20 protein-coding genes are annotated in these 19,590 nt (G+C 71.7%); 4 read left to right on the plus strand and 16 right to left on the minus strand.

Annotated features, from left to right (window positions below; translation table 11 throughout):
• Window positions 1-172: 172 nt before the first annotated feature.
• Entirely contained in the window at window positions 173-799 is a 627-nt protein-coding gene (locus tag MED15_RS29060) for a mycothiol-dependent nitroreductase Rv2466c family protein (RefSeq protein WP_112584151.1), read from the minus strand.
• Window positions 800-1,022: 223 nt separating this feature from the next.
• On the opposite strand from MED15_RS29060, the gene pepN reads away from it, so the two are divergent.
• Entirely contained in the window at window positions 1,023-3,572 is a 2,550-nt protein-coding gene (gene pepN / locus MED15_RS29065) for an aminopeptidase N (protein ID WP_112584150.1), read from the plus strand.
• A 165-nt stretch (window positions 3,573-3,737) separates the two neighbouring features.
• Here pepN and MED15_RS29070 read toward each other — a convergent pair whose 3' ends face one another.
• The 14 genes from MED15_RS29070 to MED15_RS29135 all read right to left on the minus strand — a co-directional run bounded on the left by MED15_RS29070 (window position 3,738) and on the right by MED15_RS29135 (window position 16,737).
• Window positions 3,738-4,145, minus strand: a complete 408-nt coding sequence (locus MED15_RS29070; protein WP_091405419.1) for a DUF5130 family protein — start codon at window positions 4,143-4,145, stop codon at window positions 3,738-3,740.
• Window positions 4,132-4,446: an aa3-type cytochrome oxidase subunit CtaJ gene (gene ctaJ / locus MED15_RS29075; RefSeq protein WP_428842198.1), complete on the minus strand. Its 315-nt coding sequence runs from the start codon at window positions 4,444-4,446 to the stop codon at window positions 4,132-4,134. The genes MED15_RS29070 and ctaJ overlap by 14 nt, the downstream gene beginning before the upstream one ends.
• Window positions 4,447-4,503: 57 nt before the next feature.
• Window positions 4,504-5,967, minus strand: coding sequence for an amidase (locus MED15_RS29080; RefSeq protein ID WP_112584148.1), 1,464 nt, complete (start codon window positions 5,965-5,967; stop codon window positions 4,504-4,506).
• A gap of 180 nt (window positions 5,968-6,147) precedes the next feature.
• Window positions 6,148-7,149, minus strand: coding sequence for an amidohydrolase family protein (locus MED15_RS29085; RefSeq protein WP_112601427.1), 1,002 nt, complete (start codon window positions 7,147-7,149; stop codon window positions 6,148-6,150).
• Window positions 7,149-7,673: a 3-hydroxyanthranilate 3,4-dioxygenase gene (locus MED15_RS29090; protein ID WP_112584144.1), complete on the minus strand. Its 525-nt coding sequence runs from the start codon at window positions 7,671-7,673 to the stop codon at window positions 7,149-7,151. The genes MED15_RS29085 and MED15_RS29090 overlap by 1 nt, the downstream gene beginning before the upstream one ends.
• Entirely contained in the window at window positions 7,670-8,092 is a 423-nt protein-coding gene (locus MED15_RS29095) for a RidA family protein (protein ID WP_091405437.1), read from the minus strand. The genes MED15_RS29090 and MED15_RS29095 overlap by 4 nt, the downstream gene beginning before the upstream one ends.
• On the minus strand, window positions 8,089-8,862 hold the full coding sequence (locus MED15_RS29100) for a 2-keto-4-pentenoate hydratase (protein ID WP_112601426.1): 774 nt from the start codon (window positions 8,860-8,862) through the stop codon (window positions 8,089-8,091). Before MED15_RS29100 ends, MED15_RS29095 begins: the two co-directional genes overlap by 4 nt.
• The gene (gene dmpG / locus MED15_RS29105; protein ID WP_112584142.1) at window positions 8,859-9,923 is read right to left on the minus strand and encodes a 4-hydroxy-2-oxovalerate aldolase; all 1,065 of its coding nucleotides are present in this window, start codon (window positions 9,921-9,923) and stop codon (window positions 8,859-8,861) included. The genes MED15_RS29100 and dmpG overlap by 4 nt, the downstream gene beginning before the upstream one ends.
• Window positions 9,920-10,855, minus strand: coding sequence for an acetaldehyde dehydrogenase (acetylating) (locus tag MED15_RS29110; RefSeq protein ID WP_112737486.1), 936 nt, complete (start codon window positions 10,853-10,855; stop codon window positions 9,920-9,922). The genes dmpG and MED15_RS29110 overlap by 4 nt, the downstream gene beginning before the upstream one ends.
• Window positions 10,852-11,649, minus strand: a complete 798-nt coding sequence (locus tag MED15_RS29115) for a 2-keto-4-pentenoate hydratase (protein WP_112584140.1) — start codon at window positions 11,647-11,649, stop codon at window positions 10,852-10,854. The genes MED15_RS29110 and MED15_RS29115 overlap by 4 nt, the downstream gene beginning before the upstream one ends.
• Before the next feature lie 20 nt (window positions 11,650-11,669).
• Entirely contained in the window at window positions 11,670-13,151 is a 1,482-nt protein-coding gene (locus MED15_RS29120; RefSeq protein WP_112737661.1) for a 2-hydroxymuconic semialdehyde dehydrogenase, read from the minus strand.
• Between the two features lie 23 nt (window positions 13,152-13,174).
• Window positions 13,175-14,512, minus strand: a complete 1,338-nt coding sequence (locus MED15_RS29125) for an FAD-dependent oxidoreductase (RefSeq protein WP_112737488.1) — start codon at window positions 14,510-14,512, stop codon at window positions 13,175-13,177.
• Window positions 14,509-15,816, minus strand: coding sequence for a kynureninase (kynU, locus tag MED15_RS29130; RefSeq protein WP_112726448.1), 1,308 nt, complete (start codon window positions 15,814-15,816; stop codon window positions 14,509-14,511). Before kynU ends, MED15_RS29125 begins: the two co-directional genes overlap by 4 nt.
• Window positions 15,817-15,834: 18 nt before the next feature.
• Window positions 15,835-16,737, minus strand: coding sequence for a tryptophan 2,3-dioxygenase (locus tag MED15_RS29135; RefSeq protein ID WP_112584179.1), 903 nt, complete (start codon window positions 16,735-16,737; stop codon window positions 15,835-15,837).
• Window positions 16,738-16,885: 148 nt separating this feature from the next.
• On the opposite strand from MED15_RS29135, the gene MED15_RS29140 reads away from it, so the two are divergent.
• The 3 genes from MED15_RS29140 to MED15_RS29150 all read left to right on the plus strand — a co-directional run bounded on the left by MED15_RS29140 (window position 16,886) and on the right by MED15_RS29150 (window position 18,824).
• Window positions 16,886-17,350, plus strand: coding sequence for an Lrp/AsnC family transcriptional regulator (locus MED15_RS29140; RefSeq protein WP_112584137.1), 465 nt, complete (start codon window positions 16,886-16,888; stop codon window positions 17,348-17,350).
• Window positions 17,351-17,447: 97 nt separating this feature from the next.
• A complete protein-coding gene (locus tag MED15_RS29145; protein ID WP_208646746.1) occupies window positions 17,448-17,972 on the plus strand; it encodes a hypothetical protein in 525 nt (174 codons plus the stop codon).
• Between the two features lie 75 nt (window positions 17,973-18,047).
• Window positions 18,048-18,824 (plus strand): class F sortase, encoded by a 777-nt coding sequence (locus MED15_RS29150; protein ID WP_244220640.1) that lies wholly within the window; start codon window positions 18,048-18,050, stop codon window positions 18,822-18,824.
• Here the strand turns inward: MED15_RS29150 and MED15_RS29155 are convergent.
• On the minus strand, window positions 18,802-19,590 hold the full coding sequence (locus MED15_RS29155; RefSeq protein WP_112737492.1) for a MerR family transcriptional regulator: 789 nt from the start codon (window positions 19,588-19,590) through the stop codon (window positions 18,802-18,804). The two genes, MED15_RS29150 and MED15_RS29155, sit on opposite strands and share 23 nt — an antisense overlap.

Consider the following 19,590-nt stretch of genomic DNA (forward strand, 5'->3'; position numbering starts at 1 on the left):
CCTCCACGAACTGCGGCGCGCGGCCCTGCGGGTCGCTGCGGCGGACACCGAGGGAAACGACGCCGCCCGCCTCCCGGTGACGCCACGACCCTCCGCCGACCTCGGCACCCGACGAGAAACGCCCCCGTCCGCGCGACTGACGAAGCACGGACGGGGGCGCGGTGATCATCGCTCAGTCGAAGATCGGGCTCTGCTCCCGGGTGCGCTTGAGCTCGTAGAAGCCCGGGGTGCCGGCGACCAGCAGCACGCCGTCCCAGAGCCGGCCGGCGGCCTCCCCCTTCGGAGCCGGAGTGATCACCGGGCCGAAGAACGCGACAGGGGTGCCGTCCGGGCCGGGCGCGTGCACGACCGGCGTGCCCACGTCCTGCCCGACCGGGCGCATGCCCGCCTCGTGGCTGGCCCGCAGCGCCTCGTCGTAGTCGGTGCTGTCGGCGGCCGCCGCCAGTGCCGGGTCGAGGCCGGCCTCGGTGAGCGCGGCCACGTACAGCTCCGGACCCCGCTCCTGCTTCTGCAGGTGGATCCGGGTGCCGAGCGCGGTGTAGAGCGGGCGCAGCACGTCATTGCCGTGCAGTTGCTCGGCGGCGATGCAGATGCGCACCGGGCCCCAGGCGGTCTTCAGGAACTCCTTGTACTCCTCGGGCAGCTCGTCCCGGCCGTCGTTGAGCACTGCCAGGCTCATCACGTGGAAGCGGATGTCCACGTCCCGGATCTGCTCGACCTCGAGCAGCCAACGGGAGGTGATCCAGGCCCACGGGCAGGCCGGGTCGAACCACATGTCGGCGGTGACACGCTCGGTCACGGTGAGATCCTTTCGCGACGGGTGGCGCCGGCAGCGGTCGGCGTCTCAGGAGAATCTTCACCCCGCAGCGCGTCGGCCGGCACCCGAATGAGAGCGTGACCTCGGCCACCGCGGGCTGCCCGTACATGGAAGACTCGAATCGGGCCAGCCGTCACGAGCGGTAGGCGAACGGGCGCCGCCGGGCGTACGGCGACATGTGGGATGGAGACGAACAGTGCCGGGAGTGCGCAACCTGACGCAGGTCGAGGCGACCGAGCGGGCACGCCTGCTCAACGTGACGGGGTATGACATCAGTCTGGACCTGTCCAGCGCCGTGCTGGCGGCCGACGGCCGCACGTTCAGGTCGACGACCGAGGTCCGGTTCCGCTGCTCCGAACCGGGCGCGAGCACCTTCATCGAGCTGGCCGCCGATTCGGTGCGGTCCGCGACGCTGAACGGCACGCCCGTCGACCTCTCCGACTGGTCCGCCGAGAAGGGCCTGACCCTGTCCGGGTTGGACAGCGACAACGTCCTGGTGGTCGACGCCGACTTCAATTACTCAAACAGCGGCCAGGGTCTACACCGGACGGTCGACCCGGTGGACGGCGAGACGTACCTCTACAGCCAGTTCGAGACGGCCGACGCGCAGCGGGTGTACGCCTGCTTCGACCAGCCCGACCTGAAGAGCGTCTACACCTGGCACGTCACAGTGCCGGCGCACTGGCGGGCGGTCTCCAACATGCCGGTGCAGCGGGAGGAGTCGGCGGGTGAGGCGCTCAAGACGCTGCACTTCACCGAGTCGCCCCGGATGAGCACCTACATCACGGCGATGTGCGCCGGGCCGTACCACGAGGTGCGCGACACGCACGACGGCATCGACCTGGGGGTGTTCTGCCGGGCGTCGATGGCACAGTACCTGGACTCCGACGACCTGTTCCTGATCACCAAGCAGGGCTTCGACTTCTTCCACGAGAAGTTCGACGTGCGCTACCCCCTGCCGAAGTACGACCAGCTCTGGGTGCCCGACTTCAACGCCGGCGCGATGGAGAACTTCGGCTGCGTGACGCACGCCGAGTCGCACTACCTGTTCCGCTCGCAGGTCACCGACTTCGAGTACGAGCAGCGGGCCAACACGATCCTGCACGAACTGGCCCACATGTGGTTCGGTGACCTGGTCACCATGCGCTGGTGGAACGACCTGTGGCTGAACGAGTCGTTCGCCGAGTGGGCCAGCCACTGGTGCAACACCAACGCGACCCGGTTCACCCAGGCGTGGACGACCTTCCTGTCCATCCGGAAGAACTGGGGCTACCGGCAGGACCAGCTCTCCTCCACCCACCCGGTCTACACCGAGATGCCGGACATGGAGGCCGTGGAGGTCAACTTCGACGGCATCACCTACGCCAAGGGCGCGAGCGTGCTCAAGCAGCTCGTCGCGTACGTGGGTGAGGAGCCGTTCGTGGCCGGGCTGCGGGCGTACTTCGGCAAGCACGCCTGGGGCAACGCCACCTTCGACGACCTGCTCACCGAGCTGGAGGCCGCATCCGGGCGGGAGCTGCGCAAGTTCGCCGCGCAGTGGTTGGAGACCGCGCAGGTCAACACGCTGCGGCCGGAGGTGACCATCGGCGCCGACGGCACGTACGAGCAGGTGCTGGTGCGGCAGGAGGCCCCGGCGGCGTACCCGACGCTGCGGACCCACCGGATCGGCGTGGGCCTGTACGACCTGACCGACGGGCGGCTGGTCCGTCGGGAGCGGTACGAGGTGGACGTGACCGGCGAGCACACGGATCTCGCCCCGCTGCGTGGCGTCCGGGCGGCCGACGTGTTGCTGCTCAACGACGACGACCTCAGCTACACCAAGCTGCGCCTCGACGAGCGCTCGATGGCGACAGTGGTGCAGCACATCGGTGGCTTCGACTCGTCGCTGGCCCGCGCTCTCTGCTGGACCGCCGCATGGGACATGATCCGCGACGCCGAGCTGTCCGCCCGCGACTACGTGGCGCTGACGCTGAGCGGGCTGCCCGCAGAGACCGACATCAACCTGGTTACCGCCACCCTGCGGCAGGCGACCACCGCGCTCACCCTGTACGCCGACGCGGCCTGGGCGCCGACCGGCTGGGCCGACCTGGCCCGTACCGCCCGCGACGCGCTCGCCGCCGCCGAGCCCGGCAGCGGGTTCCAGTTGGCCTGGGCCCGTGCGTTCACCTCGGCGGTCCGCTCCGAGGAAGACCTGGCCACGCTGCGCGGTTGGCTGGACGGCACCGGCATGCCGGCCGGGCTGACAGTCGACACCGAGCTGCGCTGGTCGGTCCTCGCCGCGCTGGTGGCCAACGGTGCCGCCGGCACCGCCGAGATCGAGGCCGAGCTGAGCAGCGACCGCACGGCCAGCGGCGAGCGGGAAGCGGCGTACGCGCACGCGTTGATGCCGACGGCCGAGAACAAGGCCGCCGTGTGGGCCCTGCTCACCGGCCCGGACGCGCTGCCCAACTGGCGGCACCGGGCGCTGTTGCAGGGCTTCGCCCACCCGGCGCAGGTGGAGCTGGTCGCCCCGTACCGGGAGCGGTACTTCGCGGCGGTCGGGCAGGTGTGGGCCACCCGGGACAGCGAGCCGGCGCAGGAGTTCGCCCAGTTGGCGTACCCGACCTACCTGGTGGAGGACGACACGGTCGCGGCCACCGACGCGTGGCTGGCCGGTGACGGGCACCCCGCCCCGCTGCGTCGACTGGTGGCCGAGGGCCGCGACGGTGTGGTGCGGGCGCTGAAGGCCCGCGCGAAGGACGCCCAGAGCGCCTGAGCAGCTTGTCCGGCCCGGGGCCGGCGTGGGTGTGAGCCCGCGCCGGCCCCGGGCCGTCGGTTGCGAAGATCGTGCTCGAACATGGAAATAGGGGCCTCAGCCGCAGCCGAGGCCCCTATTTCCTGGATCGGGCACGATCTTGCGTGCCCGCGCGTCGTGTGTGGGTCAGCCCTTGCCGGCGTGGCTGGCGAGCTGGTCGAGGCCGTTGATGATGCCGCCGGCCAGGTCACCGCCGCTGAACGCGCCGACCATGGAGAGCGCGGCCAACTTGGCGTACGTGTCGGGGATGCGCTTGCGGGCGTACCGGCCGGTGATGATCTCCAGCTGCCGCTGGTTGGGCGACACGGCGATCAGCACCGACTTGTCGGGCTCGGCGAGCTGACGGTGCAGCCGCTGGGCGTGTTCGCGGATCGGCTCGTCGAGACCGCCGACGAAGACCGAGAAGACCAGGCCGGTGCCCTTGTCGGCCAGGCGCAGGGCCTCGTCGATGCGCAGCAGCTGGCGGGTCGAGAACGGCCCGTCGAGCACCTCGGGCGGATTTTCCGACCCGGTCTGCTTCTCACCAACGGTCACTTGCGCCTCCGGTTCCACCGGCCGGCGCCTCGACGCTGGCCTGCTCAAGCTTGTGGCTGGTCAGCGCGGGCGCCTGCGCCCCCGCCGTCAGCGCGGTGCCGGCCGAGTCGGCCAGCTGCTCCGGACGGCCCAGGAACCAGACCGGAGTGAAGTCGAAGGGCCGGCCCGGGCGGTAGCGCTTGGCGCCACCGCCACCGCCGGTGGCACCCCCACGGCTACCGGCGTACGACAGGCCGGCGATGACCAGCACCGCGGCCAACGGGATGCCGACGAAGACCAGCAACGTCTCGGTAACAGACAATCCCAACGCCCCCAGGCGGAAGAAGGACGACCTTGAACAACCGGGTCGGGTGGACGATCACGCTGCCGACCGCCCGACTCCGTCGCCATTCACGTTAGCGGAGTCGACGGCCCGCCAGATTGCGGGGTGCCGATCCCATCCGTCACTGGAGTTCTCCAGTTGCGCAGCGGTAGCGATAAGCCGCGCGTCGTCGCCGTACCGACCGGTGAGCAGCACCCCGACGGGCAGGCCGTCGGTCGTGGTACCCAGTGGCAGGGAGACGGAGGGATCGCCGGTGACGTTGAAGATGGCGCAGTAGGGCGAGAACCGGCGTTGCCTGTCGAAGTCGGCGGCCGGGTCCGCGTCGGCGGTGAACCAGCCGACGGGTGCCTGCGGTGTGGCCAGGGTGGGACAGAGGAGCAGGTCGCAGCCGGCTGTGCGGCGGGCACCGAGGCGGACCTGGGCCTGCAACTCCCCGAGGGTGGCGGACAGGGTGCCGGCGGACAGTTCGGCGCCCCGGGCCCGGAGCAGCCGGGTCAACGGCAGCAGCTCCGCCTCCCGCTGCGGTGGCACCGGGGCGAGCGCCAGGACGTACCAGAGGATCTCGAACAGCGGCCACGCCGCCGGCCCGAGCGGCGGCGGCACCTCGACCACCTCGTGGCCGGCCGCCGTGAGCAGCGCGGCGGCCCGGTCCACGGCGGCGACGCAGTCGGGATGCACCGGTTCGTCGGCGAGCATCGGCGTGGTGAACCGGCCGATCCGTAGCGGGCCGGGCTCGGCCCGGCGCGCGACGGCCAGGTAGCCGCCGGACGGCGCGGGCGGCGGCAGGTAGGGCTCGCCGGGGACCGGGACGGCCATGACGTCGAGCAGTGCCGCGACGTCGGTGACCGTCCGCCCGAGCGGGCCACTGGTGGGCAGGCCGAACGCGCCGGAGCCGATCGGCCCGCCGGAGACGAGGCCCCGACTGGGCTTGTAGCCGACCAGGCCGCAGAGCGACGCCGGGATGCGCAGCGATCCACCGCCGTCGGACCCCTGGGCGACCGGGACCAGCCCGGCCGCGACCGCCGCCGCCGCGCCACCGCTGGACCCGCCCGCGGTGTACGCCAGCTGCCACGGGTTGCGGGCCGGCGGCGCGACCCGGCCCTCCGAGTAGAGCGAACAGCCCAGCTCGGAGGTGGTCGTCTTGCCCAGGCTGACCAGACCGGCGGCCTTGATGAAGCGGACCACGTCGGCGTCGACCGGCGGGACGAAGTCGAAAAAGGCGGCCGAACCGAAGGTGGTGCGGACCCCGGCGGTGAGCGTCAGGTCCTTGATCGCGGTTGGCACGCCGTGCAGCGGGCCGCGCTCCTCGGTCGGCACCGCGTCGGCGGCGCGCGCGGCCTGCCGGGCGAGGTCCGGTGTGACGGTGACGAACGCGCCCACTGTGTCGCCGAGCGCCGCCACCCGGCGCAGGGAATGCTCGACCAGGTCGACGCTGGACAGCTCGCCGCGGGTCATCGCGGCGGCCTGCTCCAACGCGGTCAGGTCGTGCGGCTCGGCCATGCCGTCATCCTGCCGGCAGTCGGTCGTTCGCGCAGCCGACACGCGCCGACGACCGGAAACGGACCAACCGGGCGCCCGCCCGTCCGCCCGGCCTGCCCGGTCTGTAGATCTTGGACAGTTTCCGTCAGCGCCGGACGGAAACTGTCCAAGATCTGCTCACGTCGAGAGCTAGGCGGACGATCAGCCGTGCAGGAAACGGAGGGCGTTGGTCGACAGGAGCTTGTCGCGCTGGTCGTCACTGAGGAAGTCGGCCGCGTGAACCACCGCGCCGGCCGGTCGTTCGCCGAGCGGGTACGGGTAGTCGCTGCCGACCAGCACCCGGTCCTCCCCCAGCGTGTCGACCAACAGCCGCAGGGCGGGCGGCGCGAAGACCACCGAGTCGACGCTGAACCGGTCGAGGTAGCTGCTGGGCGGGCCGGCGGACGCGCCCCGGACCAGGTCGCCACGGCGGTGCCAGGCGTTGTCGGCGCGGCCGAGCCAGAACGGGAAACTGCCACCGCCGTGCGCGAAACAGATCCGCAGCGTCTCGGGCACCCGGTCGAAGACACCACCGAGGATCATCGCCAGCACCGACAGGTGCGTCTCGGCGGGCATCCCGGTGAGCCAACGGGCCATCCAGCGGTCCAGTCGCGGCCCGCCGGGCATGTCCCACGGGTGGACGAAGACGGGTGCGCCCACCTCGGCACAGTGCTGGAGGAAGGTGACCACGCCGGCGTCGTCCAGGTCCCGGTCGCCGACGTGGTTGCCGATCTCCACGCCCACGTGCCCGGCGGCGAGGCTGCGGTCCAGCTCGGCACAGGCGGCGTCCGGGTCCTGGAGCGGCACCTGGCAGAACGGCACCAGCCGGTCACCTCCGGCCGCGGTGACCTCCAGGGTCAGGTCGTTGAAGATCCGGGCGACCTTCACCGCCTGGTCGGCCGGGCGGTCGTAGCTGAAGAAGACCGGGGTGGGCGAGACCACCTGCACGGCCACGCCGTCGGCGTCCATGTCGGCCAGTCGGCGCGACGCGTCCCAGCACTCGGCGCCGACCGGGCGGAACTCCGTCTCCCCCACCATGATCATGGCGGCGCGCTCGGAGTCGACCCGCAACCACGGCCAGCCGGACCCGCCGCACGCCGCGCCGAGGTCCGGCCAACCCTTCGGTACGACGTGCGTGTGCACGTCGACCACGCCTGCGGGCATCAGCCCTTGCCCGGGTGCAGGGTGCCGCAGTTGGCGCAGGTGCGCGCCTGCTCGTCGGCGTAGAACGCCTGGAACACCGGGGGCAGATCGGCGGCGATGTCGCGAACCTGCAACTCGACCTCGTGCACCTTGCTGCCGCACTGCGGGCAGTACCACTGGAACGTCTCCAGCGTGCCCTCCTCGCGGACGCGCTCGACGACCACACCGATCGAGCCGGCCTCCGGCCGCTGCGGCGAGTGCGGGGTGTTGCGCGGCAGCATCCACATCTGACCCTCGCGCACGTGCACCGTACGCGGCCCCTCCGGGGTGACCAGGTTGATGTGCATGTTGCCCTTGACCTGGTAGAAGAACTCCTCGTACGGGTCCACGTGGAAGTCGGTGCGCTGGTTGGGCCCGCCCACCACCATCACGATGAAGTCGTCCCCGCCGGGGAACATCTCCTTGTTGCCCACCGGGGGCTTCAACAGGTGCTGGTTGTCGGCGATCCAGCCCGGAAAGCTGAACGGCTCGGCGATCTCACTCACGACTGACCTCCCGAGGGAAGAAGGGCCACGGCCTGGATTTCGATCAGCAGGTGCGGGTGCGGCAGCTGGTGCACCGCCACCGTCGTACGGGTCGGGCCGGAGGCGTCGAAGAACTCGGCCCACACCTCGTTGTAACCACCGAAGTCGTTCATGTTGACCAGGTACGTCGTCACCTGGACCAGGTCGGTGAGATCCGCGCCGACCGAACGCAGCAGATCCCGCACGTTCTCGATGACGGCCCGTGTCTGCACACGGATGTCGAGGTTGGTGGTGCCGAACCCGTCCACCTCGACACCGGCGAAGGTGTTGTCCGGGCGCCGCGACGACGTACCGGAGACGAAGACGAACCCGCCGGCAACCTTGACGTGCGGAAAGGCTCCCCGCGGGACGGCCTTCCCGGCCACCACCCGAGCGGTCACGACGACGCCCGCAGCGAGGCCGTGCCGAGCTTCTCGACGACGGCACGCACGTGGGCGCCGGGACGCAGCGGCACCGCCGCGGTGGCGGCACCGGCCAGGAAGACCCATCCGGACTCCAGCCGCACCCCGTGCCGGCCCGCCAGCCGGATGCCCTCGTCGAGCGCCCGGCGCGGATCACCGAGGATCGCCGCCGTCGAGCCGACCTGCGCCACCCGCCCGTCGACCTCCAGCAGCACGCCCAGGTTGTCCAGCCCCGCCGGCACCGGCGACCACGGCCCGATCACGAAGGCGGCGGCCGAGGTGTTGTCCGCTACCACGTCCGGCAGCGAGAAACGGAAGTCCGCGTACCGGGAGTCGATCAACTCGATGGCCGGGGCGACCGCGCGGACCGCCGTGGCGAAGTCGCCGATCGGCTCGCCCGGCTCGGGCAGCCGGTCCAGCAGGAACGCCACCTCCGGCTCGACCCGGGGGTGGATGTACGCGGTCGGGTCCACGGCGCCGCCGTCGGGAACCCGCATCGCGTTGGTGAGCCGCCCCCAGATCACCTCGTCCACGCCGACCTGGGCCATCTTCGCCCTGCTGGTCAGCCCCATCTTCAACCCGACGAGCCGCTCACCGGCGTTCAGCCGGCGTTGCAGCAGCGCGGCCTGCACGGCGTACGCGGTGTCCACGTCGAGGCCGGTCTCGGCGGCGAGCTGCGGGATCGCGGTGGCCGTGTCGGCCGCCGCACCCAGCTTCTCGGCGATCCCGACGATGTCTACGCCGATCATGAATGCTGCTCCTTGTCGGCCAGGTCGAGTGCCACGTCCACGATCATGTCCTCCTGGCCGCCCACCATCCGGCGGCGGCCCAGCTCGACCAGGATCGACCGGACGTCCACGCCGTACTTCGTGGAGGCCCGCTCGGCGTGCCGCAGGAAGCTGGAGTAGACCCCGGCGTACCCGAGGGAGAGCGTCTCCCGGTCCACCTGGACCGGCCGGTCCTGAAGCGGGCGGACGATGTCGTCGGCGGCGTCCATCAACGCGAAAACGTCGCAGCCGTGCTTCCAGCCGTGCAGCTCGGCGACCGCGACGAAGACCTCCAGCGGGGCGTTGCCGGCACCCGCGCCCATGCCCGCGAGGGAGGCGTCGACGCGGACGGTCCGGCCGTGCACCGCGTCGGGGCCGACCGGCGCGGGCCCGGTGACCCGGCCGTGCTCGACGGCGAGCACGCTGTTGGCGACCCCGAGCGACAGGTTGTGGTGGGCGTGGATGCCGATCTGCGTCTCCGGGGCGAGGACCTGCCGGTACGCGTCGACCCGCTGCGCCACGTCGGACATCAGCAGCCGGCCGCCGGAGTCGGTGACGTAGACGCAGTGCGCCCCGTACGACTCCATGAGCTTGGCCTGCCCGGCGAGCCCGGCCGGATCGAACATGTGCGACATCATCAGGAACCCGGCCACGTCCATGCCGTTCTCCCGAGCCCAGGAGATGTGCTGGGCGGAGATGTCCGCCTCCGTGCAGTGGGTGGCGATCCGGACGCTGGTCACCCCGAGCGCCTTCGCGGCCTTCAGGTCGGCGATCGTGCCGATGCCCGGCAGCAGCAGGGTGGTCAGTTTCGCAGTGGTCAGCACCTCGGCCGCCGCCGAGATCCACTCCGCGTCGCTGGCGGCGCCGTGGCCGTAGTTGACGCTGGAGCCGGCGAGACCGTCACCGTGCGCCACCTCGATGGCGGCCACCCCGGCGGCGTCCAACGCGGCGGCGATGGTGCGTACGTGGTCGACTGTGTACTGGTGGGCGATGGCGTGCATGCCGTCGCGCAGCGTCACGTCCTGGATGTACAGGTCGGTCATGGCGCGGCCACCTCCGAGGAACGCAGGGCGACCAGCCGCTCCGCGGTGCGCAGCGCGGCGGAGGTCATGATGTCCAGGTTCCCCGCGTACGCGGGCAGGTAGTGCCCGGCGCCGGAGACCTCCAGGAAGACCGACACCTGAAGAGCGGTGAGCCGCCGCCCGAGCGTCGGCAGGTACGCCTCGACCCGGTCGAACTGCACGTCCTGCTTGAGCCGGTAGCCGGGGACGTACTCCTGCACGGCCGCCACCATCTCGGCGACCGAGGCGGCGATGGCGCCGGTGTCGGCGTCGGCGTCCGGGCAGAGGCAGTAGACGGTGTCGCGCATCAGCAGCGGCGGGTCCGCCGGGTTCAGCACGATGATCGCCTTGCCCCGCTCCGCACCGCCCACCACCTCGATGGCCCGGGCCGTGGTCTCGGTGAACTCGTCGATGTTGGCCCGGGTGCCCGGCCCGGCGGACTTCGACGCGATCGACGCGACGATCTCGCCGTACGCCACCGGGGTGACGCGGCTTACCGCGGCGACGATCGGCACAGTCGCCTGCCCGCCGCAGGTCACCATGTTGACGTTGGGCTGGTGCAGGTGCTCGTCGAGGTTGACCGGCGGCACCACGTACGGGCCGAGCGCGGCCGGGGTCAGGTCGACCACAGTCCGGCCGTAGGCGCGCAACACCTCGTCGTGGCGTCGGTGCGCGCCGGCCGAGGTGGCGTCGAACACCAGCTCGACGTCGGCGAACTCGGGCATCGCCACGAGCCCGTCCACCCCGTCGGCGGTGGTGGCGACGCCGAGCCGGCGAGCGCGCGCCAAACCGTCGGAGGCCGGGTCGATGCCGGCCATCGCCACCATGCGCAGGCTCTCACTGAGCCGCAACACCTTGATCATCAGATCGGTGCCGATGTTTCCCGATCCCAGCACCGCCACGTTGGTGGTCACTGGCCGCCCCTGTCGCTGAAGGATGTGCGCACCGAGCCGAGTCCGGAGATCCGGGCCTCGTACGCGGCACCGGGGGTGACCGGCACCATCGGACCGAGCGCCCCGGAGAGCACCACGTCCCCGGCGCGCAGCGGGTCGCCGGCGCGGGCCAGGGTGCCGGCCAACCACTGCAGGGCGTGCAGCGGGTTGCCCAGGCAGGCGGCGCCCGCGCCCACCGAGACCGGTTCGCCGGCGTGCTCCAGCACCATTCCGCACAGTCGCAGGTCCACGTCGGCGAGCCGGCGCGGCGTGGTGCCGAGCACGAAGAGCCCGCTGGAGGCGTTGTCGGCGACGGTGTCCACGATGGAGATGTCCCAGGCGGCGATCCGGGAGTCGACGATCTCGATCGCCGGCAGCACGTGGTCGACCGCGCGGATCAGGTCGACAGTGGTTAGCTGCGGGTTCGGGAGATCCTTGTCGAGCACGAAGGCGATCTCCGCCTCCACGCGGGGCTGGAGCAGCCGGTCGATGGGCACCTCGACCCCGTCGCCGACCGCCATGGCGTCGGTCAGCATGCCGAAGTCCGGCTGGAACACCCCGAAGGTCTCCTGCACGGCCCGGGAGGTCAACCCGATCTTTGCGCCGACCCGGCGTTCGCCGCGGCCCTGCCAGGCCCGCGCCTGGAGTTGCTGCACCCGGTACGCGGCCTCGACGTCGCCCTCGGGCAGCAGCCGGCCCCGGAGCGGCGCGCACGGCTTGCCGGTGCTGCGGGCGTCGGCCAACTCCCGGTTGGCGGCCTCGATGTCAGCTTCCATGCCCGCTCCCTCGCTACGGCTCACGACAGGTCCACACAGACGTTCGTGAGTTCGGAGTAGAAGTTCAGCGAGTGCACGCCGCCCTCGCGACCGATCCCGGACGCCTTCACCCCGCCGAACGGGGTACGCAGGTCACGCAGGAACCACGTGTTGACCCACACGATGCCGGCGTCGAGCCGGGCTCCGGCCCGATGCGCTACGCCCACGTCCCGGGTCCACACGGTCGCCGCCAGGCCGTACTCGGTGCCGTTGGCGAGGGCGTACGCCTCGTCCTCGGTGTCGAACGGCGCGACGTGCACCACCGGGCCGAAGATCTCCTCCCGGTTCGTGCGGGCGTCCGGGCCGAGCCCGGTGAGCACCGTCGGCTGCACGTACGACCCGCCGTCGCGGGTGTCGCCGAAGGTGGGCGTGCCGCCACCGGTGAGCACCTCGGCGCCCTCCGAGCGGGCCAGCTCGTAGGCGCCGAGCACCTTCGCCCGGTGCTGGTGGGAGATCAGCGGCATGGTGGCGGTGGCCTCGTCGGTCGGCCAGCCGTACGCCAGCTCGCCGGCCCGCTTCGCCAGCCGGGCGGTGAACTCCTCGAAGACCGGGCGCTGCACGTAGATGCGTTCGGTGCAGAGGCACACCTGCCCGCCGTTGGTGAAGCTGGACCGCACCGAGCCGGCCACCGCGGCGTCCAGGTCGGCGTCGGCGAAGACCAGGCCGGCGTTCTTGCCGCCGAGTTCGAAGCTCACCGCCTTCACCCCGTCGGCGGCGGCCCGCATGATCGCGCCGCCGGTGGCCGACTCGCCGGTGAAGGTGATCGCGTCGACGCCCGGGTGGCGGGTGAGGAACTCGCCCGCCGAGTCCGGCCCGAAACCGTGCACCAGGTTGAACACCCCGGCCGGTACGCCAGCGGCGGCCATCACCTCGGCGAGCACCGTCGCCGAGGCGGGAGTCTCCTCGCTGGGCTTGACCACGACGGCATTGCCGCAGGCCAGCGCCGGAGCCACCTTCCAGGTGAGCAGCAGCAGCGGCAGGTTCCACGGCACGATGACCGCGACCACGCCGACCGGCTTGCGCAGCGCGTAGTTGAGTGCCCGGCCGCCGGTCGGGGTGACAGTCGTGAACGACTCGGTGGGGGCGGTCGCCACGATCTCCGCGAACGCCCGGAAGTTCGCCGCGCCGCGCGGAATGTCCAGGGTGCGGGCCTGGGCGATGGACTTGCCGGTGTCGGCGACCTCGGCGGTGACCAGGTCGTCGAAGCGGCGCTCCAGCTCGTCGGCGACGCGGCGCAGCACCTCGGCGCGCTCGCGCTCCCCCATCCGGCCCCACGGCCCCCGCAGTGCCGCCCGCGCGGCGGCCACCGCGTCGTCCACAGTGGACTGCGACGCCTCGTCCACCTCGAAGACCTGCTCCCCGGTGACCGGGCTGGCCTTGGCGAACGTAGACCCGCCGTCGACGAACTCGCCGGCGACGAAGTTACGCAACCGCTGCGGGCCACTCGGCGCGTGGCCGGCCATCAGCCGCGGATCCCAGTTGCCGGTCATGCCCGCCTCCCTCGGCCCAGTGCCGCACCGATCGCGCCGACCAGCAGCAGCGCCGCCCCGCCGACTATCGCCCCGAGCACCCGGTGCTGTCGGCGCACCCGGCGGCGCACCTCCGCGTACGGGGTGGTGGAGAACGACACCAGCTCGTACTGGGAAACGTACCGGCCGGGCAGTGCCCGTTCCAGTGCGTGCTCCACCCGCCGCCGGGTCTGGAAGACCGGGGAGGCGACCTTGTCCCGCATCTCCACGAAGTTGGTCAGCGCCATCGTCGCGATGGCCTCGGCGTTCTCCTGTCGGCGCCGCTGGAACAGCGGCAGCGCCGCCAACCAGTCGTCGGCGCACTCGTCCAGGCAGCGGTCCAGTTCCACCACGTCCTCGAAGGCGCAGTTGGCGCCCTGGCCGTAGAACGGCACGATGGCGTGCGCCGCGTCGCCGAGCAGCCCGACCTTGCCGAAGACCTGCCACGGGGTGCAGCGCACGGTGCCGAGCACGCCCACCGGGTTGTGCTGGTAGTCGTCGACCAGGTTCGGGGCCAGTGGGACCACGTCCGGGTAGTGCTCGGTGAAGTGCCGTTCGATCTCCGCCGGGCTGGTCAGCGAGGCGAAGCTGCCGGCGCCGTCGTTGGGCCAGAACAGCGTGCAGGTGAAGGAGCGGTCCGGGTTCGGCAGCGCGATCATCATCGAGGTGCCGCGCGGCCAGATGTGCAGCGCGTCCGGGTCCAGGGCGAAGTCCCCGCCCAGCGGCGGAATCGTCAGCTCCTTGTAGCCGTAGTCGAGGAAGTCCACGCTCTCGTCCAGCAGCCCGTACGCCAGCAGTTGCCCGCGCACCGCGGAGCCGGCGCCGTCGGCACCCAGCACGACCGACGCCTTCGCCGCGACCGGGCCCTGCGGGGTCTCGAAGCTCAGGGCGCCGTCGGTCGGGTCGAGCCCGACCAGCCGGTGGTCGAAGACGACCCGCACGCCCGGCAGGGCGGCGGCCTCGTCCAGCAGGGCGTTGTTCAGCGCACCCCGGCTGATCGAGTTGATCGCCCGGTCGCCGGCCGCGCTGTACGACTGGAACTGCTGCTCGCCCTCGACCGGGTGGATCATCCGGCCGCGCATCGGCAGCGCGTCGGCCATCACCTGCCCGGCCAGCCCGATGCGGCGCAACGCGTCCAGGCCGCGCTCGGAGAGCGCCAGGTTGATCGAACGACCGCGTTCGGCGGTGCCGGCGCGCGGGTCGGAGCGGCGCTCGTAGAGGGCCACCGGGTAGCCACGCCGGGCCAGGAAGCAGGCCGCCAGACAGCCGGCCAGCCCGGCACCGACGATCGCGATCTCGTCGCGCCGCGCGGTCATGAGGTCGCTCCCACCGTCGAGGCGAGCGCCGCGGCGGCACGCCAGCAGTCGAGGTACGTGGAGTACAGCGGCACCGGGGCGAACCGCACGACGTCGGGTTCGCGGGCGTCGGCGATGACCCCGTGCTCGTACCGTAGGCGTTTGGTCAGCTCGTTGGCGCTGCCGGAACCGATGCGCACGGAGAGCTGGCAGCCTCGGCGGGCCGGGTCGCGCGGGGTGACCACCCGCAGCGGCCGGCCGACGGTCACCTCGTCGAGCAGTGACTCCAGCCAGCCGGTGAGGCGCTGGCTGCGCGCGCGCAGCGCGGTCATCCCCACCGCGTCGAACAGCTCCAGCGAGGTACGCACCGGACCCATCGCGAAGATCGGCGGGTTGGAGATCTGCCAGGCCTCCACAGTGGCCGGTGGCCGGGACACCGGCGTCATCTCGAACCGGGTGGCCGCCGCGGTGCTCCACCATCCCTCGAACCGGGGCAGGTTCTCGTCGCCGAGGTGCCGCTCGTGCACGAAGACGCCGGCGAGGGCACCCGGGCCGGAGTTCAGGTACTTGTAGGAGCACCACGCGGCGAAGTCGACGTCCCAGTCGTGCAGGGCCAGCGGCACGTTGCCGACCGCGTGGGCGAGGTCCCAACCGACCACCGCGCCGGCGGCCCGGCCGGCAGCCGTGATCGCCGGGATGTCCAGCAGCTCACCGGTGAGGTAGTTGACCCCGCCGAGCAGCAGCAGCGCCACCCGGTCGCCCTCGGCGGCCAGGTAGTCGGTCACGTCCTCGGTGCGCAGGGCGTCCTCACCCGCGCGCGGACGCAACCGGACCACTGTGTCGTCCGGGTCCAGGCCGTGGAACCGGGCCTGGCTACGCACGGCGTAGCTGTCCGAGGGGAACGCGGCGTCCTCGATGACGATGCGGGTGCGCGCGCCAGCCGGTCGGTAGAAACTCACCATCAGCAGGTGCAGGTTGACAGTGAGCGAGTTCATCACCACGGCCTCCGTGGGCCGGGCGCCGACCAGTCGCGCGGCCGGCCCGGTCAACAACTCGTGGTACGGCAGCCAGGGGCGCTCCGCCTCCAGGTGCCCCTCCACGCCGAGCCGCCCCCACGCGTCCAGGTCGGCCAGGAGTTCGTCGCGGGTGGCCCGAGGTTGCAGGCCGAGCGAGTTGCCGGCCAGGTACGCCGACTCGGGGTGGTCGCCACCGTCGGCCGGCGGCACGTGGAACAGGTGCCGGTGACCGGGGTCGGCCTCGTCACGGCGATGCGCTTCCGCTTCGCCAGCGGCGAGGCCCAGCGGCTCGGCTTGAGGGGTCGTCATTGCTTTCTCGCTCTCCGGTCACATCGCGGTGCGGGCCGACCACAGCTCCGGGAAGACCACCCGGGCCATGCTGCGCTGCAACCACGCCAGGCCGGCGGAGCCTCCGCTGCCGACCTTGGCGCCCATCGTCCGCTGCACCGCCTTGACGTGGTTCCAGCGCCAGTCGCCGAACTCTTCGGCGACAGCGCTCAGCGCCTCGCCGAGCAGCCGCAGGTGATTGTCCGGGCTGGCGTCGTCGTAGATCCGTACCCAGGCCGCCTCGACCAACGGGTGCGGGTCGTGTTCGACGGCCACGTCCCGGTCGAGCAGGTCGGCGGGAAGGTCGAAACCGCGCCGGGCGAGCAGCGCGAGCACATCGTCCCAGAGGCTCGGGGTGGCCAGTGCGGCGCTCAGCTCGGCGTGCACCTCGGCCTGCCGGCGGAACGGGCGGATCAGCGTCGGGTCGCGCAACCCGAGCAGGAACTCCAACTGCCGGTACATCGCCGACTGGAAGCCGGAGGCCTCACCGAGCAGATTGCGGAACCGGTTGAAGTCGGCAGGGCTCATCCAGCGCAGGCCCTGCCAGGCGGCGTTGAGCCCCTCCAGGTGCAGCTTGGCTCGGCCCAGCGGTGCCAACGCCTCCCAGATCTGGTCGGCGCGGATCAGCCGCTGGGTCTCCCGCAGCTCGTGGCAGGTCAGCCCGAAGTACAGCTCCATGATCTGGCTGACCATCAAGAAGGACATCTCGCCAGGGTCGCTGCTGAGCGGGTGCTGCATCTTGTGCAGGGCGCTGGCCTGCACGTACGCGTCGTACGGCACCATGTCGGCGAACTCCAGGGTCGGCTCACCACCGGTGCGCTCCGCCTGCGCGACGCGCTGCCCGGGGGTCACCGGTTGCACCGTGGCACGGCGGTTCGGCGCCCGCCGCTCCGTCTGATCCACCATCTCGTCTCCCTCCCCCGGACTGGCCGACGTCATGATCTCGCGGTCGGATCGGCCTGCGGAATGCCGAATCAACGGCTCTCGGCCCCTTCACCTGGCAAACCAAAGGCAACTAGGCGAAGTCGGTTCACGAAAGTAAGGTCTGAGCGTGGACGACATGGACTGGGCGCTGCTGCGCGAGTTGCAGGCCGACGCGCGGCTCTCCTTCAGCGAGTTGTCCCGGCGCGTACACCTGTCGCCACCGTCGGTCGCGGAGCGGGTCCGGCGGCTGGAGGAGGCCGGAATCATCACCGGCTACCACGCCCACGTCGACCTGAGCCGCGCCGGCCGTAGCGTGGTCGCGCTGATCCGGATGTCCTGCTACGGCGCGCGGTGCATCCTGCACGACCCGGCCGTGGCCGACTGGCCGGAGATCCTGGAGATCCACCGGATCACCGGGGACGCGTGCAGCGTGCTGAAGGTGGCGGCCGGCTCGATCGGCGCGTTCGAGGGGGTCATCGACCGTCTCGCCCCGTACGGCCAACCATCAAGCACGATGGTCCTGTCCTCCCCGCTGAACTGGCACCCCGTCACCCCCCTCCCCGCCACCGGGCCCATCCCCCGCCCGCGCTGACCCCGCCCACAGTGCGGGTTTGCCCCCGCGCCAGCGGGAAAGCAGCCCGCGTGCCCAGGGGAGGGTTCCGGCGGTCGTCGCCGGTTGGGGGGAAATCATGCAGGCAATCCGCACGATCAACCGCGCGCTCTCGTCCGTACTGACACTGGTGGGGCTGGTCGGAGCGTTCGTCCTGTTGTCGGTCGCGCCGGCGCGAGCCGGCGAGAACGTCTTCGTCGAGGTGACACCGAACAGCGCCCAGGCCGGCAGCCGGGTCAACATCAAGGCGAGTTGCGACAACGACAACAACAACCGGCAGTCCAGCGTCCATTCCGACGCGTTCGGGAACGTGCAGCTCAAACCGGACAGGGGCTTCCTGACCGCGCAGGCCACCATCGCGAGGGACAAGCCGGCCGGTGACTACCCGGTCGACCTGCGCTGCGAGAACGGCCAGACGGCGTCGACCACGCTGACCGTGCTGAACATGGCCTCACCGAGCAAGGGCCCGGCGACCGGTGGCGGTGGGATGGCCGGCGGTCGCGGCACCGGCTCGCTGCTGGTCCTCGGCGGCGTGGCGTTGGTGGCCACCGCGATCGTGCTCGGAATGGCCGGCGGCCGACGTCGGCCGGGAGCCGGCTCCTGAGCCGGATCACCCATGACCCGCAGATCCGCGCGTGCGCGGCCGGATCGCCGCGCCCGCCTCCGGGCCGGGCCGGCGCTGCGCGCGTCCGGCCGGCTGGTGGCCCGCGTCTCCGGACGGCTGCGTCGGGTCGCCGGGCAGGCCGTCTCGGCCAGCGTCACCACCACCGACCCGGCCGCCCGGCCGCTGCCGCCGCGGCGTCCGGCCGGGCCGGGGTCGACTCGGCACCGGTTCGCTACGAGTCCCGGGTTGCCGGTGCTGGCCATCGCCGCGCTGATGGTGCTGATCGTGGCGATGCTCGGCGTCGAGCAGGCGACCGGAATGAGCCTGCTGCCGGACCGGCTCAGCGCCGGACTGCGACCGCCGCCGAAGAAGTTCCCGGTGCTGCCGGCCAGCCAGCCGACCAGCCTCGCCATCGACAAAATCGACGTGCGGGCGCCCGTACACGACGTCGGCATCGCCCCGGACGGCACGATCGCCGTGCCGGACGCGGGCCGCGCCCAGGAGGCCGGCTGGTACGACCAGGGGCCCACCCCCGGCCAGTACGGCCCAGCCGTGATCGTCGGGCACGTCGACACCACCAGCGGGCCGGCGGTCTTCCACAAACTCCGCGAGCTGCGCTCCGGTGACGAGATCGAGGTCACCCGCACCGACCAGCGCGTGGCCGTCTTCGAGGTCAACTCGGTGGAGAAGTTCGACAAGGGCCGACTGCCGGTGGACGAGGTGTACGGGGACTTCAGCCGCCCGAGTCTCCGACTGATCACCTGCGGCGGCCAGTGGGTCGGCGGCGAGACCGGCTACGCGGACAACGTGGTGGTCTTCGCCTCGCTGGTCAAGGCGCGTTCAGGCGGCTGACGGCGTCGACGTACTCGGCGAGCCGGGCGGCCCCGGTGAGCATGGCCCGGCCTCGCTCGGTGAGCCGTTGCCGCCACTGGCGCAGCGAGGCGGCGAGCGGTTCGGCACCGCCAGCGTCACGCACTCGACGCAGCACGCCGGCGATGTGGTCGAGCCGGTACCCGCCACGGCGCAACAGGTGGGCCAGCTCGGCGTCCCGGACGTCGTCGGGCAGGTAGAGCCGGTAGTGGGTCACCGGGTCACGTACCGGTCGCAGCACCCCGGCCCGCTCCCATTTGCGCAGCGTGGCCGGCTGTAGACCGAGCCGGTGAGCCAGCACGCTGATCGGCACGGCTTTCTGGCTCTGCGGTTGCAGTCTCGTTCCGGTGAGCGTCGCCACCGCCGCCTCGACAGCGTCCAGAGTTTCCCGATCGCGCTGGAGCAGGGCATGGCCCTGGTCGATGGTGCGCAACGCCGTGTCGATCTCACCCCGGTTGACGGCCCTCATGATCTCGCCACTGGCCGCATAGCCGTGGCCCGGGATCAACGCGAGGTAGGCACGCAGCGCCTTGACGTGCAGCTCGGTGAAGCGACGGTAGCCGTTCGGCGTGCGCTGGGCCGGCGGCAGGACGCCGTCTCGTTCGTAGTTGCGCACGGCCTGCGCGGAGAGGCCGTGGGCGCGCGCGAGGTCGACCGGTCGGCGTACCCCTGAGTTTGAAGCTTTTGTGCCTGTCACCGCGCTCCACCGCTCGTAAGTCTCAACCGCTGGTTCAACGATACGGTTCAT

Source organism: Micromonospora noduli, assembly GCF_003264475.1.
Lineage (GTDB): Bacteria > Actinomycetota > Actinomycetes > Mycobacteriales > Micromonosporaceae > Micromonospora > Micromonospora noduli.

Coding starts and splice junctions, on each gene's coding strand:
- MED15_RS29080 (WP_112584148.1), bottom strand. CDS start 5,967: ATGGCCGAGCCGCACGACCTGACCGCGTTGGAGCAGGCCGCCGCGATG.
- MED15_RS29085 (WP_112601427.1), bottom strand. CDS start 7,149: ATGCCCGCAGGCGTGGTCGACGTGCACACGCACGTCGTACCGAAGGGT.
- MED15_RS29100 (WP_112601426.1), bottom strand. CDS start 8,862: ATGATCGGCGTAGACATCGTCGGGATCGCCGAGAAGCTGGGTGCGGCG.
- dmpG (WP_112584142.1), bottom strand. CDS start 9,923: ATGACCGACCTGTACATCCAGGACGTGACGCTGCGCGACGGCATGCAC.
- MED15_RS29115 (WP_112584140.1), bottom strand. CDS start 11,649: ATGGAAGCTGACATCGAGGCCGCCAACCGGGAGTTGGCCGACGCCCGC.
- MED15_RS29120 (WP_112737661.1), bottom strand. CDS start 13,151: ATGGCCGGCCACGCGCCGAGTGGCCCGCAGCGGTTGCGTAACTTCGTC.
- MED15_RS29125 (WP_112737488.1), bottom strand. CDS start 14,512: ATGACCGCGCGGCGCGACGAGATCGCGATCGTCGGTGCCGGGCTGGCC.
- kynU (WP_112726448.1), bottom strand. CDS start 15,816: ATGACGACCCCTCAAGCCGAGCCGCTGGGCCTCGCCGCTGGCGAAGCG.
- MED15_RS29145 (WP_208646746.1), top strand. CDS start 17,448: ATGCAGGCAATCCGCACGATCAACCGCGCGCTCTCGTCCGTACTGACA.
- MED15_RS29155 (WP_112737492.1), bottom strand. CDS start 19,590: ATGAACCGTATCGTTGAACCAGCGGTTGAGACTTACGAGCGGTGGAGC.